15 protein-coding genes and 3 pseudogenes are annotated in these 16,318 nt (G+C 35.1%); 16 read left to right on the forward strand and 2 right to left on the reverse strand.

The window, feature by feature from the left end; all coding sequences use genetic code 11:
• The 10 genes and pseudogenes from LFX25_RS07225 to LFX25_RS07270 all read left to right on the forward strand — a co-directional run bounded on the left by LFX25_RS07225 (nt 1) and on the right by LFX25_RS07270 (nt 10,429).
• Complete coding sequence (locus tag LFX25_RS07225; protein ID WP_238729631.1) at nt 1-1,371, forward strand: ABC transporter ATP-binding protein; 1,371 nt, start codon at nt 1-3, stop codon at nt 1,369-1,371.
• Nucleotides 1,371-2,327 carry a hypothetical protein gene (locus tag LFX25_RS07230; protein WP_238729633.1) on the forward strand — a complete coding sequence of 319 codons (957 nt, stop codon included), beginning with the start codon at nt 1,371-1,373 and terminating at the stop codon, nt 2,325-2,327. Before LFX25_RS07225 ends, LFX25_RS07230 begins: the two co-directional genes overlap by 1 nt.
• A 22-nt stretch (nt 2,328-2,349) precedes the next feature.
• On the forward strand, nt 2,350-3,231 hold the full coding sequence (locus tag LFX25_RS07235; RefSeq protein WP_319937010.1) for a glycosyltransferase family 2 protein: 882 nt from the start codon (nt 2,350-2,352) through the stop codon (nt 3,229-3,231).
• A 175-nt stretch (nt 3,232-3,406) separates the two neighbouring features.
• Nucleotides 3,407-4,297, forward strand: a pseudogene (locus LFX25_RS07240) (glycosyltransferase); the annotation flags it as partial.
• An 830-nt stretch (nt 4,298-5,127) separates the two neighbouring features.
• Nucleotides 5,128-6,000: a methyltransferase, TIGR04325 family gene (locus LFX25_RS07245; protein WP_238731536.1), complete on the forward strand. Its 873-nt coding sequence runs from the start codon at nt 5,128-5,130 to the stop codon at nt 5,998-6,000.
• Nucleotides 6,001-6,011: 11 nt separating this feature from the next.
• A complete protein-coding gene (locus LFX25_RS07250) occupies nt 6,012-7,040 on the forward strand; it encodes a glycosyl transferase (RefSeq protein WP_238729636.1) in 1,029 nt (342 codons plus the stop codon).
• A gap of 9 nt (nt 7,041-7,049) precedes the next feature.
• Nucleotides 7,050-8,000 carry a class I SAM-dependent methyltransferase gene (locus tag LFX25_RS07255; protein ID WP_238729638.1) on the forward strand — a complete coding sequence of 317 codons (951 nt, stop codon included), beginning with the start codon at nt 7,050-7,052 and terminating at the stop codon, nt 7,998-8,000.
• 36 nt (nt 8,001-8,036) lie between these two features.
• Entirely contained in the window at nt 8,037-8,468 is a 432-nt protein-coding gene (locus LFX25_RS07260) for a sugar 3,4-ketoisomerase (RefSeq protein WP_238729639.1), read from the forward strand.
• Nucleotides 8,465-9,556 (forward strand): DegT/DnrJ/EryC1/StrS family aminotransferase, encoded by a 1,092-nt coding sequence (locus tag LFX25_RS07265; protein ID WP_238729640.1) that lies wholly within the window; start codon nt 8,465-8,467, stop codon nt 9,554-9,556. Before LFX25_RS07260 ends, LFX25_RS07265 begins: the two co-directional genes overlap by 4 nt.
• A 72-nt stretch (nt 9,557-9,628) precedes the next feature.
• Nucleotides 9,629-10,429 carry a glycosyltransferase family 2 protein gene (locus LFX25_RS07270; RefSeq protein WP_319937436.1) on the forward strand — a complete coding sequence of 267 codons (801 nt, stop codon included), beginning with the start codon at nt 9,629-9,631 and terminating at the stop codon, nt 10,427-10,429.
• Between the two features lie 55 nt (nt 10,430-10,484).
• Here the strand turns inward: LFX25_RS07270 and LFX25_RS07275 are convergent.
• Nucleotides 10,485-11,077 (reverse strand): annotated as a pseudogene (locus LFX25_RS07275) (IS5 family transposase); the annotation flags it as partial.
• A 60-nt stretch (nt 11,078-11,137) separates the two neighbouring features.
• Between LFX25_RS07275 and tnpA the strand changes: the two are divergent.
• The 3 genes from tnpA to tnpC are packed head-to-tail and all read left to right on the forward strand — an operon-like array spanning nt 11,138 to nt 13,384.
• Nucleotides 11,138-11,425, forward strand: a complete 288-nt coding sequence (gene tnpA / locus LFX25_RS07280; protein WP_118966454.1) for an IS66 family insertion sequence element accessory protein TnpA — start codon at nt 11,138-11,140, stop codon at nt 11,423-11,425.
• Nucleotides 11,416-11,763, forward strand: a complete 348-nt coding sequence (gene tnpB / locus LFX25_RS07285; protein WP_118966397.1) for an IS66 family insertion sequence element accessory protein TnpB — start codon at nt 11,416-11,418, stop codon at nt 11,761-11,763. The genes tnpA and tnpB overlap by 10 nt, the downstream gene beginning before the upstream one ends.
• 43 nt (nt 11,764-11,806) lie before the next feature.
• Nucleotides 11,807-13,384 (forward strand): IS66 family transposase, encoded by a 1,578-nt coding sequence (gene tnpC / locus LFX25_RS07290; RefSeq protein ID WP_118966396.1) that lies wholly within the window; start codon nt 11,807-11,809, stop codon nt 13,382-13,384.
• A 9-nt stretch (nt 13,385-13,393) separates the two neighbouring features.
• Here tnpC and LFX25_RS07295 read toward each other — a convergent pair.
• A pseudogene (locus LFX25_RS07295) lies at nt 13,394-13,615 on the reverse strand (transposase); the annotation flags it as partial.
• Nucleotides 13,616-13,806: 191 nt separating this feature from the next.
• Here LFX25_RS07295 and LFX25_RS07300 point away from each other — a divergent pair.
• From LFX25_RS07300 to rfbC, 3 genes are all read left to right on the forward strand, one after another.
• Nucleotides 13,807-14,673 (forward strand): glycosyltransferase, encoded by an 867-nt coding sequence (locus LFX25_RS07300; protein WP_238729643.1) that lies wholly within the window; start codon nt 13,807-13,809, stop codon nt 14,671-14,673.
• Nucleotides 14,674-14,711: 38 nt separating this feature from the next.
• Nucleotides 14,712-15,620: a rhamnan synthesis F family protein gene (locus LFX25_RS07305; RefSeq protein WP_238729645.1), complete on the forward strand. Its 909-nt coding sequence runs from the start codon at nt 14,712-14,714 to the stop codon at nt 15,618-15,620.
• A gap of 137 nt (nt 15,621-15,757) precedes the next feature.
• The gene (rfbC, locus tag LFX25_RS07310; protein WP_238729646.1) at nt 15,758-16,318 is read left to right on the forward strand and encodes a dTDP-4-dehydrorhamnose 3,5-epimerase; all 561 of its coding nucleotides are present in this window, start codon (nt 15,758-15,760) and stop codon (nt 16,316-16,318) included.

Raw genomic sequence — 16,318 nt, forward strand, 5'->3', positions numbered from 1 at the left:
ATGACAGACATAGCAATTTCAGTTCAAGATCTTTCTAAACGTTTTGAAATATATGAGACCCCATTATCTAGAATCAAACAATTGATCAGAGCACCATTGGGGAAAATATCTTCGACGTTTGAAAAGCAATACTACAAAGAATTTTGGGCGTTAAAAGATATCTCGTTTGAAATACCGAAAGGGGAATCCTTTGGGATTATCGGAAGAAACGGTGCAGGCAAGAGTACGTTGTTATCCATCATTGCAGGTACGATGGCGCCAACAACAGGTAGCATTGATGTTAAAGGTAAAGTTGCCGCCCTTCTTGAGTTGGGAAGCGGTTTTAATCCTGCATTTACCGGAATTGAAAATGTATATCTTAACGGTAGTATATTAGGGTTCTCTAAAAAAGAAATTGATGAAAAATTAGATGAGATTCTTGCATTTGCAGATATTGGTCCTTTCGTTAACCAGCTCGTAAAAACTTATTCGAGTGGAATGACTATGCGACTTGCTTTCGCCGTCCAGGCCTGCCTGGAACCTGAAGTTCTAATTGTAGATGAGGCTTTGGGAGTAGGGGACGTTTTTTTTCAGGTGAAGTGCCATTCTAGAATGGAAAAATTACAAGAAAATGGAACTTCTATTTTATTCGTAACTCATTCTATGGGAGTAATCGAGAAATATTGTAAGAATGCTCTTCTGTTAAATGAAGGTCGCGTTATGTTTAAAGGAGAATCTTCAGAAGCTATCGGGATGTATTATAATTTAGACAGTATTATGAAGGTTGGCGATGACTCCGGTCTGGAGTCCAGATCTGTTTTAAGGGAAAAAATGCCGCATCCCGAAGATTGGCCCGATGAAAATCAATTTCCATCAATAGATAATTTACAGGTGCGGTTAGGTTCTGAATCCATGGCGCATTGCACTAAATTCGGAATTTTTGATTATAGGAAATTAGCCTCGAAAGCTTTTACTTGGAAAGATAATCTTTATCTTTATGCAGAGTTTGCTATTACCGAAGACATAGAGATTCCTTATATAGGAGTCTCCTTTTTAGATGCCAGAAACATTATGATCTACGGAAAAACTTCTTTTATGCATGAAGGTAATGATCTTCTTGTTTCAAAATCAGGCTCTACAGTCAGGGTTCGGATGGAGATCCCATTGGATCTTCCTGCAGGTGATTATGTTTGTACAATTGGAATAAATTCGATGAACGAGAATACTTATAAGTATTTGGATAAGATAAATTTCCAAGATTTAACGAGTAACACAAAATCGATCGTCACTTATAATGCGACTTCTTTTAACGTGTCTTTTCCGGCCAAAAGGATTCAACCTTTTTTCGGATTCTGTAATTTGAGTTCGAAAATGTATCTTGAACAATTATAATGTTTTCGAAAGACGAACTTATTCGCTTTATATTTTATTGGTTTATTCCACCTGGCTTAAAGCCAGTTCTCGTTAAAGCTTATAAAAGCGTAATCTTTGTGAACTTTGAGATTGATCTTACGCCTGCTTCCATGGGTTATCCTGATCCTGTAGAGGAAGCAAAAAGAGAAAAAATCAGATTGAATTTCTATCTTAAAGAGAATGCGATTTATCAGAATAGACATTTGGGAAAAAAACTATTCATACTATGCAATGGTCCATCGATTAAAGCTGAGGATTTATCTGTTTTGAAAGGAGAAATTTGCATGGGTGTAAGTAATTTTTACAAACATGCTGAATATGGCCAGATTAAACCTTTGTATCATGTGACCCCGAATGTTTTTTATGAAAATCTCCGACTTGCAAATCCTGATCCAGTTCAATCTTTAAAAGACTGGTTTTCTGAAATGGAGAAATGCACTTGTGAAGCTGAATTGTTTTTTGGATCAAGACAAATGAGCTTTATAGAAGAACATTCATTCTTTCAAAATAGAGCCGTTCATTTTCTCGAACTTGAATCTCAAGAGCGTATACCTAATGAAAATAATGTCGATATAACACAGGCGATTCCTCCGGTTCAATCCGTTCCTATAGTATGTTTAATTTTGGGGATTTACATGGGATTTAAGGAAATTTATTTGTTAGGAGTGGATCATACAGAGCTTATTGCAGATTCATACGAATATTTTTTCGATCGAAAGACGATGGCCTTTAAAGATCCTTCTGTTACGAAGGATAATAAATTAAATGATAAGAAAATAAATATTCTAGAATCATACACTTTCTTATGGAGACAATATCTTGGAATTCTTGAAGTTGCAGAAAAGCGTGGTATTAGTATTATTAATTTAAACAAACATAGTTTTTTGGATGTGTTCCCTAAAGGTTCGTTATCTGAAGCCTTAATCTATAATTAAAATATCGTTAATCTATTTATTCGTGCTCTATATACTATTACCATTTTATAATCGAAAAAAAGTGACCGAAAGGTTAATTTTATGCCTTAAAAGACAAACATATAAGAATTTTAAAATATTATTGATTGATGATGGGTCCAAAGATGGGACTTCTGAAATGGCCACTAGTCACTTTCCGGAGTCGGCAATAATCAAAGGGAGCGGAGACTGGTGGTGGGGAGGGTCTCTTCAACAAGGTTATAACTGGTTGAAGAGACATGAGATTGAAACTGACGATGATATTTTGATTGTGAATGACGATGTTGAATTTGCTGATGACTTTCTTGAAATAGGGATCGAATTATTAAAAAAAAATAAAGATAGTCTGTTTCTTGCAAAATCATATTCAAGAATCGATAATAGCTTACAGGATTCTGGCGTTCGTGTCGATTGGAGTAATCTTTCTTTTAAAATGGCAAATTCGCAGAAAGAGATTAATGTTCTCTCTACGCGGGGACTTTTTTTGAAGGTAAGAACTTTTTTTAAAATTGGCGGGTTTTATCCTAGATTAATTCCGCATTATCAGTCGGATTATGAATTTACGCATAGAGCTTATTTGAAAGGTTTTACACTTAGAACTTCCGATAGTCTTTTTCTTTTGGAGGATCCGAATGAAACTGGAATTCGGACCGCTGAAGTTCGGGATATTAAAGATTTTATAAAAGTGTATTTTAATAAGAAGTCAAATTATTACCTTTTGTCTTGGGTTTCCTTTGTTATTCTCCGATGTCCTTGGCGGTGGAAAGTCCGAAACGTTATCAGAATACTCCTTTGGCCGTTTCCAGGATTATTGAGATATTTTGTTCAAATTCGATCCGTTCTTCATTTTCTTGCCGCCTTCGTTCGTAAATTTAAAAGACACTGATAACAATTTATAGTATAAATTCCCTCATTTCGATTCCAAATGCCATTGTAGTTTTTGTAAATGAAAAATATCACTCTAAAATCATTAAACGTTTTTTGAGTAATTTTGACATTTACTCAAAAGCTCGGTTTTCACTTATTGGTATTTCTTTGAATAGTTTGCATTAAGAGGTATTATGAGTTTAGCACCCATAGCGTTGTTCGTATATAATCGACCCGAGCATACTCACTCTACTTTTAATGCACTTATAAAAAATAAATATGCAGCGGAGTCAGAGCTTTTCATCTTTTCTGATGGAGCAAAATCAGAAAAACATATTGATAAAGTAAGGGAAGTTAGACAGCTAATTAAGAGCTTTGTTGGATTTAAAAAAATTAGAATCATAGAAAGCGACAGAAATCGAGGATTAGCAGAATCTATTATCATGGGAGTGACTGATTTAATTTCAAAATACGGAAAAATAATCGTATTAGAAGATGATATGGTTACTTCACCATTCTTCTTGAGTTATTTAAATGAAGCACTAGATAAATACGAAAACAATGATCATGTCGTTTCGATTCACGCGTATCGTCTCCCGATTAATGAAACGACTCCTGAAACTTATTTTTTAAGAGGGGCGGATTGTTGGGGGTGGGCTACGTGGAAAAGAGGTTGGGATATATTCGAAACTTCGGGGCAAAAACTTCTGAACAGTCTCAATTATAGAAGATTAAATTACGATTTCGATTTAGAGGGATCTTATCCCTATACTCAATTACTAAAGGATCAAATTGTTGGCAAGAATGATTCCTGGGCAATTCGTTGGCATGCGGCAGCCTTTTTAGCCGATAAACTAACTCTATACCCCGCTAGATCACTTGTTTTTAATATAGGTTTAGACACTTCCGGAACACATTGTGAGGCTACTGACGAGTTTAATGTTGAATTAAGTCAAATACCGATTCAACTGGAAGACATTGAAATTCTGGAAAGTATAAAAGTCAGAAATTCGTTTAGAGAACATTTTAGGAATTTATACTGGTCTAGGCGTAGGCGTTTATTAGAAGTCGTCCGGCGTCTCGTGTATGTTTTAAGAAATCAGGGAATAATCTTATTCTTAAATAGGATTATTAGAAAATTTATAAATCGATCAGAACATTTTAGCGAAAGTTTTTTCAGTTGGCATTTAGCAAATCTGCACGCTGATATTGTCGCTGATAAATTGGGTGTAAAGAATCGTTTGGAGTATATTCATGAAATTTTGGAAAAAGAAAGATTTGAAGTCTTAAAGTATTCTGAAATTGCGAATGAATTCTTTATGCTATTGCAAAAAGTAGAGAAAGCAGAAATTATCGAGGTTGGAAATTCCGATAAGAGTTTAAAGGACTTCATCGCTCCGGATTCTGAGACGTCTCGAGATATAAAAAATTGGCTAACGATTCCTCTTGCTGATTTTTATGAACAAGATTGGTTAAATTTTAAAAATGGAATTTACAAGTATTGTTCCGAATCAGCAAAAGATAATAAAGAAGTAAAGACTTTAAGAATATTGGTAATACATGATTCGATTTTTTATACTGCTGAACCATTTCTTATTTTTGAGGCTTTTTCAAAGTGTGATTTTTCTCATATCTTTTTTATGGGATTCTATGAATCTCAAATGAAAGAAAATGTTCTTACAGTTAGACAAAATTTTAATACTAATTTAATTGCTCCTATTTGGGCTTTAAAAAGTTTGGAAGTGTTTCAAGATATTATGAAACTTACAAAAAGAAAATATGAACTTCGCTTTCAAGGAACTTTAGGACAATTTAATGGATCTGCCGAAGTTGTAAGAAATTCTTATTGGTTCCAATCACAATGATATTTCGTAAGTTTTTTTATTCTTTTATCGATGCAGATCGTGGTTTCAGGATGATTTTTTCTTATCTTAAAAGATTTCTTATTAAAATTTTACCGCCAGCTACTTTTGATTTACTTAATTTGCTAAAAAATCTTTTCCAAAATATTGGAATGAACAGGAGGAAAAGTTCTTTTTTAAACTATGGTTTTAATGGGATTTTCAATAATTGGGAGGAAGCAGCAAGTTTATGCGGTTCGTATGACTCGAATGAGATTTTAGAAAAATGTAAACAAGCTCTTCTTAAAGTAAAGAATGGAGAAGCAGTTTACGAGAGGGATTCTGTAATTTTTGATAAGGTTCAATATTCTTGGCCTTTGGTTGCGGCCTTGATGTATATTGCTGCTAAATTTAAAGGAAAAATTGATGTTTTAGATTTTGGTGGATCGTTAGGTAGCAGCTATTATCAGAATCTTCTTTTTTTGGAAAGTTTAGAAACCTTTTCTTGGAACATTGTTGAGCAAAAAGAATTTGTTAGAGAGGGAAAGCTAAATTTCCAGAATCAACACTTACGTTTTTATAATGATATTGATTCTTGCGTTAGGGATAAAAAAATAGACGTTTTTCTCGCTTCAAGTTCTTTTCCATATATTCGTGAGCCGTTCGAACTCATAAAAAAAATAATAAATTACGACTTTCCTTATATTGTTATTGATAGAACTTATTTCATCAATCTTTCTAAATCCATCGTTTCCGCACAAAAAGTTCCGCCCGAAATCTACGATGCTTCGTATCCTGCCTGGTTCTTCAATTTTAACGAATTTCACGAGGCATTTAAGGAAAAGTATAAATTGTTGGTAGAGTTTGATAGTTATTTGCAGATATCCAATCTGTTGGAAGGGATGAGGACAAAAGAAATGGGCATGATCTTTGAGTTAAGGAAATAAATAGGCATATTATGAAATATCTTTGTACTCTATTTGATTATAATTATTTGCCACTGGGTTTTTCACTTTACAGTTCTATCCAGAAGCATTTTGGCGATTTTCATCTTTGGATTCTTTCATTAGATAATAAATCATATGATTTTTTAAAGAAACAATCTTTGGAAAACGTTACATTGATTTCGTTGGATGAAGTCGAATCGGATGATGTTCTTGTTGCAAAGGGGAATCGGACCTGGCAGGAATATTGTTGGACCTTAAGTCCAGTACTCCCCTCTTATATTTTGAATAAGAATCCCGATATTGATCATATTACTTATTTAGATTCCGATATTTTCTTTTATTCCGATCCAGAACCAATTTACAATGAGATAGGAAATGCTTCTATCATGATCATTCCTCATCGATTCCCAGAACGTTTAAGACACCTAGAGGTAAACGGTATCTATAACGTCCAGATGGTTTATTTTAAAAGAGATAAAATAGGGGAAAAATGCTTAAATCGCTGGAGAGAACAGTGTATTGAATGGTGCTATTATAAATTAGAAAACAATCGTTTAGGAGACCAGAAGTATTTGGATGTCTGGCCCCAAAATTATGATAATGTATGCGTCCTTAAAAACGAACAGTCGGGAGTTGCACTTTGGAATATTGAGAAATATAACGTTTCTGTAAAAGATGACCAGATATATATAGATGGGCTTCCTTTGATATTTTATCACTTTCACATGTTTAAATTCTATTCGAGCAATATCTATTCATCCGGAAGTGTTAATTATAATTTAAACTTTTCAGCTATAAGGCCAATCTACGAGATTTATACGAATCAGTTAGTATTGATAGTTTCTAATTTAAATGTTACATTAAAAAAACTTAACATTTCAGATATTATTACGATGATTGAACGAAAAAATTTTCATTCTGTATCAATCTTTACTCAACTGTATTGGCAATCTTCCCTTTGGGTTTTCGTGATTTTTAAGAGAATAGCAACTTATGCACGAAATATAGTGAAAAGAATATATTCTAAAATATTTAATTAATTGGATTTTATGATCTCAAAATGTCCCATTTGTGATTCCGATAATAAAAAGCCGGTTTATGAACTCTTTGATGATAGATACGGCTTTCGAGGTTTTTTTAAATTATATATTTGCTCTGATTGCAAACATAAATTTTTAGAAAATAATTTTTCTAATGCTGATCTAACTAAATTATATTCAGATTATTATCCTAGACGAACCTTTGATGTGAACTCCTATCGACCTTTAGAAGAGGTGAAAGGTTTTCGTGGTTGGCTAAGCGGTGATTTTCGATCCTTTTCAGCAGTTCCAAAATGTGTAAGAGTTTTAGATATTGGATGCGGTTTCTGCGAGTCGCTTGGCTATCATCAGTCTCGAGGTTGTGAAGTTTACGGTGTGGAGGCTGATAAAAATGCAACTAAGGTTGCAGATAGATTTGGATTTAATGTTCATATTGGAACTTTTGATGAAACAGCATATCCATCCGAATTCTTTGATTACGTGACCATGGATCAAGTAATTGAACATGTTATTGATCCAGTCCATACGTTAAAAGAAATTCATCGTATCCTAAAGAAGGGCGGTCGATTTATTGCCACAACTCCAAATTCAAATGGATTCGGAACATTTTTTTTTGGTCGCAAATGGATCAATTGGCACACTCCGTATCATTTACATCATTTTTCCAAAAAGTCAATTTATAGTCTCGCTAGTAGAAGCGGATTTCGAGTCGAAAGTCTTAGAACTTTAACGAGTTCCGAGTGGTTTTTTTATCAATGGATTCATTCTTCTTTTTTTCCTAAGGAAGGTGAGGTTTCTTCGTTTTGGAGTCCTAACTCTAAAGGTTTATCTGCTTCACAGCAGAAACGTCTAATATCGTTACAAAGATTGAAAAAGTTAAAGTTAAATAGCCTGATTACTCGTATTTTCGATTCAATTGGGTTCGGTGACAATTGGCTTATTTATTTTGCAAAAGAATGAAATTTACTATTTAATGTGCAGCTGAGGCAATTGAAGATGGATGAAATTCAAGTAAAAAATTCCGGTTATATTAGTCTTAAAAAAATTCATGATGATCGAGATGGGAATCTCATAATCATGGAGGCGTTGCGGGATGTTCCGTTTGAAATAAAGAGAATATATTATATTAATAATTTAGAAAACTCGGTGAGTATTCGAGGATTGCATGCGCATAAAGAAATTGAGCAAGTTATATTTTGCATCAATGGCAGTTTTACCTTGGGTTTGGACGACGGAAATATGCGCCAGAAGATTTTAATGAACAACGATAATGTGGGTGTTCTTTTAGGAAAGATGCTTTGGCATACAATGGAAGCTTTTTCATCGGGTTGCGTTTTGATGGTGGTTGCTTCAGATTATTATCGTGAGGACGATTATGTAAGAAGCTATTCAGAATTTATTCAATTGGTTAATGGAAATCAAATATGATTGATTACGAAAATTTATATTTTTCAAACCTCGCTTACTTAGAAGAGTGTAAGAAAAAAATTTCGGATGTATTAGAAAGTGGTTGGTTTATTTTAGGGAACGAAGTTAAAAATTTCGAACGCGATTTTGCAGAATACAACGGGAATAAATATTGTATAGGGGTGGGAAACGGATTAGATGCCCTGATTCTTGCTTTAAAGGCTTTAAATTTAGGAAAGGATTCGGAAATATTAGTACCCTCTAATACGTACATCGCTTCAATTTTAGCAATTTTGCATGCTGGTTTGAAACCAGTATTAGTTGAGCCAGATCTGAAAACGTATAACATTGATCCGCGAAGAATTCAAGAAAAAATAGGATTAAAAACAAAAGGAATTCTGATAGTTCATTTGTATGGGAAATCGTGCGATATGGACCCAATTTTACAAATTAAGGCCAAGAATAACCTTTTTATGATCGAAGATTGTGCGCAATCACATGGTGCTACCTATAATGAAAAAAAAACGGGAACATTCGGTGAAATTAGTGGTTTCAGCTTCTATCCGACTAAAAATTTGGGGGCCTTTGGAGATGCAGGTGCTGTAGTTACTGATAGTATTGATTATGATCATACTATTAGAAAATCGAGAAATTATGGTTCTTCCATAAAGTATCATAACGATTTAATCGGCTATAACTCTAGACTAGACGAGCTTCAGGCTGCAATTTTGAATGTTAAAATTAAATACCTTGATGCGAGTAACCAACACAAAAGGAGCCTAGCAAAAATTTATTTAGACAATTTGAAGGAAGATTATATTAAACCAATAGTGTCGGACAAGACGTATGATGTTTATCATATTTTCAATGTTCGTCATGAAAGAAGGGATGAATTAAGGGAATATCTATTAAAAAAAGGGATCAAAACTGAAATTCATTACCCGATTCCTCCTCATAAGCAGCTTGCGATGAAGAATATATTAAATTTTTCGGAAGAGTCTTTCCCAATTTCTGAAGAAATTCACCGAACTACTTTAAGTCTTCCGATCTCAACATTTCATACAGCGGATCAAGTGAATCAAATTGTAGAAACGATGAATTCCTTTTAAAAGCTACTTTTCATCGAGTCATGGCCGCTAAACGAAATAAGGTAATTTCATTAACAATGTCTGTCAGGTTGCATTTTGAAGCAAATAGATCTCTCGATAATTACAATAAATTATAATAATCTCTCAGGCCTCACTAAAACTATGGAAAGCGTATTGTCTCAAAAGGCTAGAAATTTTGAACATATTGTTGTCGATGGTCTTTCAACGGATGGAAGTAAGAATTATTTGGAATCTTTTAAAAAGCCCACATTCATATTTATTTCGGAGAAGGATGACGGAATTTATTTTGCACAGAATAAAGGAATCGAAAAAGCCCGAGGTAAATACGTTCTTTTTTTAAATTCGGGAGATACACTTGCGAGTGCAAATACCATAGATGAAATTTTCTCTTACCGATTCGAAAGTGACCTGATCTATGGAAATATGTTTATAGAATCTTCTAGCAATATTCAGAGATTAGGCAAACAACCGAAAAAGCTGACGCTGACTCATTTGATGTTAGATACAATTTGGCATCCCTCTTGTTTGATACGAAGGGATTTATTTAAAAGATTTGGACTTTATGATACGAATTTTAAGATTGTCGCGGACTACGAATTCTGGCTCAGGATTTTCTCTTCGAATCAGATTACTACTACGTATATTCCGATTCCATTTTCTAAGTTTGACTTGAAAGGACTTAGTTCTGATCCTGAGAACCAATCTTTTATAAGTTATGAGCGAAGAATTAGCCAAGCTATGTATTATAATCGGTTTGATTTATTTTTTTATCGCGATATTCCTTTGATCTCAAGATTTATGTTCCGCCTCATCAAGGCACTTCTAAGAAAAACATTGAATCCAATTTTTATAAGAAAGGTTAGAGAACGGTAATGCCATATCGTTTTTATTTTAATCTCAAAAAACATATTAAGAGCTTGTCCCAAAACTACTTCAAAACCATTCTTAAGAGAATCAGAGTAAAAGTGATTTTGAGAATTGCCATGTAATTATTTTCTTTAAATTCCCAACATGTTTTAGCGGCTCGAAAAGAATTAATCCAAGCAAAAGTTCTCTCAACGACCCACCGAAACTTTTTTAAGGGTCGAATATATTCAGGAATCTTTGTATTCTTTTTATTTGGAATTCTATATCGAATTCTTCTTTTTTTTAGATTGTTCTTAATCGCTTGTCCAATATAGGCTTTGTCGAGGGACAATATCTCGGGTTTCAAACGTTTTTTATTTCTAAAAAATCGAAAGTTATCTAACGTCGAAGCGAGAAGTTTTGAATTGTGGGTCCCGGATTGAGAGATCACAAAAGAAATTGGTGCCCCTAATCGATCAACGAGTGTATGTCTTTTAACGCCTCTTTTACCACGGTCCGTCGGATTTGGTCCGGTGAAAAGCCCCCTTTTGGAGCCCTCGCTTGACTTCCATCCGCCGCCATTCTTTTCGTTCGGATCTTTATAGAATGATCATAGAGCTTTAAAGCTTCTTTATGAATTTTATCAAAAATACCTGCTTCTACCCATTCTTGAAATGTAAGCGCCTAAACAACCGCACCTTTTTCTAATCGTATAAATGTTGTAAACTGTCTTTGATGAAAAAAACGAAAATAGATTGGCCCAAAGAGTTTGATGACTTTTCAAAGAGTGGACTTTCCCAGCCTCAGTATTGTAAAGAAAGACACCTCAAATACACGACGTTTCGATATCATTGGGAGAGACGTTCTAAGCATTCAGAGAAGAACGACTTTGTAGAAATTCCTCCTTCCTCGACAAATTCTCAGTCATTGGTAGAAGCCGAATTTTTGACCCTAAAGATAGATACGTCGGGGAAGGCATCGCTCCAAGTAAACGTTCAGTTTAGTTTAGGACGATGGAGTTAAATCCCGGAAACAGAAAAGTGTATCTTCGACCTGGGGCGACGGATTTAAGGAAATCGATCAATACGCTCTCTGTAATCGTAGAAGGAAAGATGAAAAAAGATCCGTATTCGGCGAGCGTCTTTCTCTTCTGCAATCGCAAGAAAGATAAACTGAAGATGCTCTACTGGGATAAGAGCGGGTTTTGCCTTTGGCAGAAGAGACTGGAAGAGAGTAAATTCCCGTGGCCGAACTCAGAGGAGGAAGTGCATAAAATACCCGTTGAAAGGTTTCATTGGCTATTGAATGGGATCGATTTTTTCAAAGAGCACAAGAAACTAAAATACAAGAATGTCAGTTGAAAATGTTTGACTCAAGAAAAGAAAGTATTAAGACTGAATCCGAATGTCTTTGGATCTAAACTCTCTTCCTGATGATGTAGAAGAACTAAAAAGAATCATTATATTAGAGAATAATAAATATCAGGAAGAATTACGACTCCAAAAACAGAAAGAATCCGAACATTTGGATCAGATCGAGAGATTGAAGATCCAGCTTTTCGGGAGAAAGACTGAGAAATGGAGTCAGATCGAAAAAGATCAAGGATTTCTTTTTAACGAAATAGAAAGCTCCTTGCAAGAAGATTCTCCTGAACCCGAAGAAGAAAGTCTTTTTAGTCCTGTTAAAAGCCATACAAGAAAGAAGACGGGAAGAAAACCTTTCCCGGACTACTTTCCAAGAATCGAAATCCTACATGATATTCCTGAAATTGATAAAACCTGTTCTTGTGGTCACGAGCTTACTCGTATCGGAGAAGACAAGTCCGAGAAGTTAGATATTATCCCGGCTAAAATACAAGTCGAAGTTCATATTCGCCCTAAGTATGCGTGTAAGCATTGTGAAGGAACTTCTGATGAAACTCTACCTGTCGTAAGAATCGCGCCGGTTCCCCATCAGATCGCTGAGAAGAGTATGCTTTCTTCCGGATTCTTAGCTCACACGCTTACTCAAAAGTTTGCGGATGCTCTTCCGTTTTACAGACAAGCCGGGATTCTCCAGAGATCGGGAGTGGATATTTCAAGGAGCACCCTTTCCAATACCGCAATTCAAGTTTTTGAAAAACTTTCTCCGATGATCGAGGATGTGAGAAGGGAACTTTTCAAATCGAAGTATTTGCAGATCGATGAGACGATTCTTCAAGTGTTAAACGAAGAAGGAAAGTTGAATACATCCAAATCGTATATGTGGGTGATCCGAGGGTTCATCAGAGAAAAGCCCGTTGTTCTCTATCATTATGAGCCGAGTCGGAGCGCTAAGTTTTTAGAAGAATGGATCCAGGGATTTGAAGGAATCATCCAAACGGACGGTTTTGAATCTTACGATTCTTTGTTGAAAGTTAAATCTAAGATTCTTCACGCGGGATGTTGGAATCATGCGAGGAGGAGATTTTTCGAAATTCTAAAAATCGATTCTAAGAATGTGCAAGCAGAATGGATCGTAAAGAAAATCGGTAAGCTTTATACAATCGAGTCAAAAGCTAAGGTAGAAAGTTTAAGTTCTGAAGAACATCTGAAACTCAGGCAATCCGAATCTAAGCCTATCGTTGATGAGATTCGTTCTTGGATGAACAAACGGATCGTCGAAGTTGCTCCCAAATCTTCTATGGGAAAAGCGCTCTCTTATCTTTCTGGCCAGTGGGAAAAACTGCTTCTCTTTTTGGATCATCCGGAATTGCAATTAGATACGAATCTCGTTGAGAACGACATTCGTCCTTTTGTGATCGGTAGAAAAAACTGGCTCTTCTCCGGTTGTCCACAAGGGGCAACTGCGAGCGCGGGATTCTATTCGTTAATTCAAAATGCAAAGATCTCAGGTATCGATCCTTACGCTTATTTACGAGATCTTTTTAAGTCTTGGGAAACGATACCGAGAAGTCTTTCTTGCGAGGATCTGCCAAAAAACGGTGGGCTTGTGGTTCGTTAGGCGGTTACCTTGAAATCTTCGATGAAGAGTCGATTTGCTGCCGAACATCGGAGGCATATATCGCCAAGGAACTCCTGTTTTAACTCGATAAAATATTGCGGCAAGCACCGTCCTATCATCTAAGCGAGGTCGTCCGCCATTAGAAATGATTCTTCTATCCTTAGGAAGTAACTGCTTTAATTTGAGCCAGATCGGCTCCGGAATATCTAAATGTCCTAATTGCGATTTCATTCTCTATATATTACATTTAGAGATTTATGTACAAGAAAGTTTTGGGACAAGCTCTTATCTAATGTGCTCAGGAGAAAGCTTGGATTAGGGTGATCAAATAGAAGGCATCTGATTAGATGATTGCGTTTAAAAACAGATTTAATTTTAATAATTAAAAGAATATCATATATTTATTAGATGTATAAATAATAATGTCGCCAATCTCCTCGCCTCAATTCTCTATCGTAGTTCCGTGTTATAACTATGGTCAGTTTATTGAGGAAACCATTGATTCAATTAGAAAGCAAACTTATACAGATTGGGAAATCATTATTGTCGACGATGGATCGGATGATGAGTATACTTTGCATACATTAAGAAAGCTTTCCGAAGAACAAGAAAATTTAACTTTACTTCGTCTTCCTATTAATTCAGGTCCTTCGAAAGCGCGGAATTTTGGGATTGAAAATGCAAAAGGGAAATATATTCTTCCGTTGGATTCAGATGATAAAATAAATCCTTCATATTTATTCGAAGCAATTTCTGTATTTAATAAGAACCCCAGGATAGGAATTGTTTATTGCGAAGCCGAATTTTTTGGTAACTTAAGGGGAAGATGGAATTTGCCAGAATATCGATTCCCTGATATACTGTTAGAAAATTGTATATTTGTATCTGCTATTTTTAAAAAGTCGGATTGGAAGCAGGTCGGCGGGTTTAGCTCGAACACTATGAAAAATGAATGGGAGGATTTTGACTTTTGGTTAAAGTTAATAGAAAGAGGAGTGCAGGTTTATAAAATTCCCAAGGTTTTATTTTGTTATCGTGTCGGGCACACTTCCAGATCTAGTCGTTCAATACAAAGTTTTTTGCCGCTTTATATGCAACTCTTTGAAAATCATAAAAACCTTTATGTCAATAATATAGAACTTTTATTTCGAAGGCATTTGGAAGCTAAGGAACTCGAAGAGACTTTTCTTGTTTTTACTAAGATTCCTTTACTTTTCGCAATCATAAAAGCATTGTCTCGGTTTTTGAAGGCTGTATCAGTTTTTAAGCGAAGACTTTTTAACTTTTAATATTTGTATCCGACGATAGCATGTTCAATTTCTTAAACTTGAAAAAGAAAATCAAAACCACGCTCGTTGGAGATGCTGTGAATTGGGAATTTAGAACGGAGGTGAATTTCACTTACGAAGAGATTTCGAGAATTTCGGGCCCAAAACTTTGTTTAATGGCTCACTATAATTCCGAATGTAGGATTCATGATTATGTAATATTTTATATTAAGTCTCTCAAGGAATTAGGATTTGAGATCATTCTTTGCTCTACATCAATGATTTCAAATCAATCGAAAGAAAAAATCTCTACTCTTGTTTCGGGTATCCTAATCCAAGAAAACTATGGTTGGGATTTTGGTCTTTGGAAATCTGCTTTAATGAGACTTAAAAATGAAATCTTAGATCGATTAAATATCAAATCCCTTATCCTAACGAACGATAGTGTTTATGGACCTATTCGAAGTTTAGATGAAATTTTCAGAGATATGGAGAACGAAAACGTTGATCTTTGGGGAATGAGTGAGAGCTTGGAAATTCAAAAGCATATCCAAAGTTATTTTTTAAATTTTGGTGAAAGAATCATTCAATCTGATTTTTTTTGGAATTTTTGGACTAATATGAAATATTTTTCTGATAAAAGGTTGGTTATCTCAAACTATGAGTTGAAAATCGAAAGATTATTTTTTGAGCGAGGATTTCGTTGTAAGGCATTTTTTTCAGAGGAAAAGTTAAGAAGAGCCGTTGATTCGAATCATAAATATCGAAATAAAAAGATCGAAGAAATTAATCCAACATTGGCCCTTGGGGAAGAGATACTTTATAATTATAATTTTCCTTTTATTAAAGGAGAGCTATTGAGGAAGAAAATGCTTTCCAAAAAAGCAGTGATTAATTTAGAAAATTATATTTCAAATCTTAGTTATCCAACTTCATTAATTCGAGAGCATCTGAATTCAAAACGATAAAATATGTATTTAAATTGTTCCGTTTAATGAGCATAAATATTCTTGGAAAGCTTGCTAATATCGAAACCTTTATTTTATTAGTATTTCTATCTAAATGTCTGATGGATAAAAGTTCGATTTTTGAATTGATTTAAGTTATGCAATTTAAAAGATTTCCTATCGAAGGACCCGTTCTTATCGAACCGAAAGTATTCGGCGACGAACGGGGATTCTTTTTTGAATCCTTCAAAGATTCGGCTTTCAAACAAGAGAATATTCCCACCGATTTTTTTCAGGACAATCATTCCCGATCCGCACGCGGTGTCTTAAGAGGAATGCACATGCAGATTCCTCCTTACGAACAAGGAAAACTGGTTCGAGTGGTACGGGGAAGGGTGATCGATGTTGTCGTCGATATTCGAATCGGTTCTCCCACCTTTGCACAGTGGGTTTCGGTCGAACTTTCCGAAGAGAATAAGAATATCTTCTGGGTTCCACCCGGCTTCGCTCACGGTTTTCTTACATTAGAAGACAAGACGGATTTTTTGTATAAGGTGACGCAGGAATACAATCCTAAGAACGAGGTCGGAATTCGATGGAACGATCCGGCGCTTGATATTCCTTGGAAAACTTGGTTGCCTGATTCCGATTTTATCGTATCGCAAAGAGATCAGGAAACTCCGCTCCTGGCCGATTTTAAGAGTCCATTCGTATATTAG

The sequence above is a fragment of the Leptospira sanjuanensis genome (genome assembly GCF_022267325.1).
GTDB classification, from domain to species: domain Bacteria; phylum Spirochaetota; class Leptospiria; order Leptospirales; family Leptospiraceae; genus Leptospira; species Leptospira sanjuanensis.

Bases quoted from the DNA above. Each gene is read 5' to 3' on its own strand.
- tnpB (WP_118966397.1), top strand. From the start codon at position 11,416: ATGGAGTTAAATCCCGGAAACAGAAAAGTGTATCTTCGACCTGGGGCG.
- LFX25_RS07250 (WP_238729636.1), top strand. From the start codon at position 6,012: ATGAAATATCTTTGTACTCTATTTGATTATAATTATTTGCCACTGGGT.
- tnpC (WP_118966396.1), top strand. From the start codon at position 11,807: ATGTCTTTGGATCTAAACTCTCTTCCTGATGATGTAGAAGAACTAAAA.
- tnpA (WP_118966454.1), top strand. From the start codon at position 11,138: ATGAAAAAAACGAAAATAGATTGGCCCAAAGAGTTTGATGACTTTTCA.
- LFX25_RS07260 (WP_238729639.1), top strand. From the start codon at position 8,037: ATGGATGAAATTCAAGTAAAAAATTCCGGTTATATTAGTCTTAAAAAA.
- LFX25_RS07300 (WP_238729643.1), top strand. From the start codon at position 13,807: ATGTCGCCAATCTCCTCGCCTCAATTCTCTATCGTAGTTCCGTGTTAT.
- LFX25_RS07265 (WP_238729640.1), top strand. From the start codon at position 8,465: ATGATTGATTACGAAAATTTATATTTTTCAAACCTCGCTTACTTAGAA.
- LFX25_RS07225 (WP_238729631.1), top strand. From the start codon at position 1: ATGACAGACATAGCAATTTCAGTTCAAGATCTTTCTAAACGTTTTGAA.
- LFX25_RS07245 (WP_238731536.1), top strand. From the start codon at position 5,128: ATGATTTTTTCTTATCTTAAAAGATTTCTTATTAAAATTTTACCGCCA.
- rfbC (WP_238729646.1), top strand. From the start codon at position 15,758: ATGCAATTTAAAAGATTTCCTATCGAAGGACCCGTTCTTATCGAACCG.
- LFX25_RS07255 (WP_238729638.1), top strand. From the start codon at position 7,050: ATGATCTCAAAATGTCCCATTTGTGATTCCGATAATAAAAAGCCGGTT.
- LFX25_RS07230 (WP_238729633.1), top strand. From the start codon at position 1,371: ATGTTTTCGAAAGACGAACTTATTCGCTTTATATTTTATTGGTTTATT.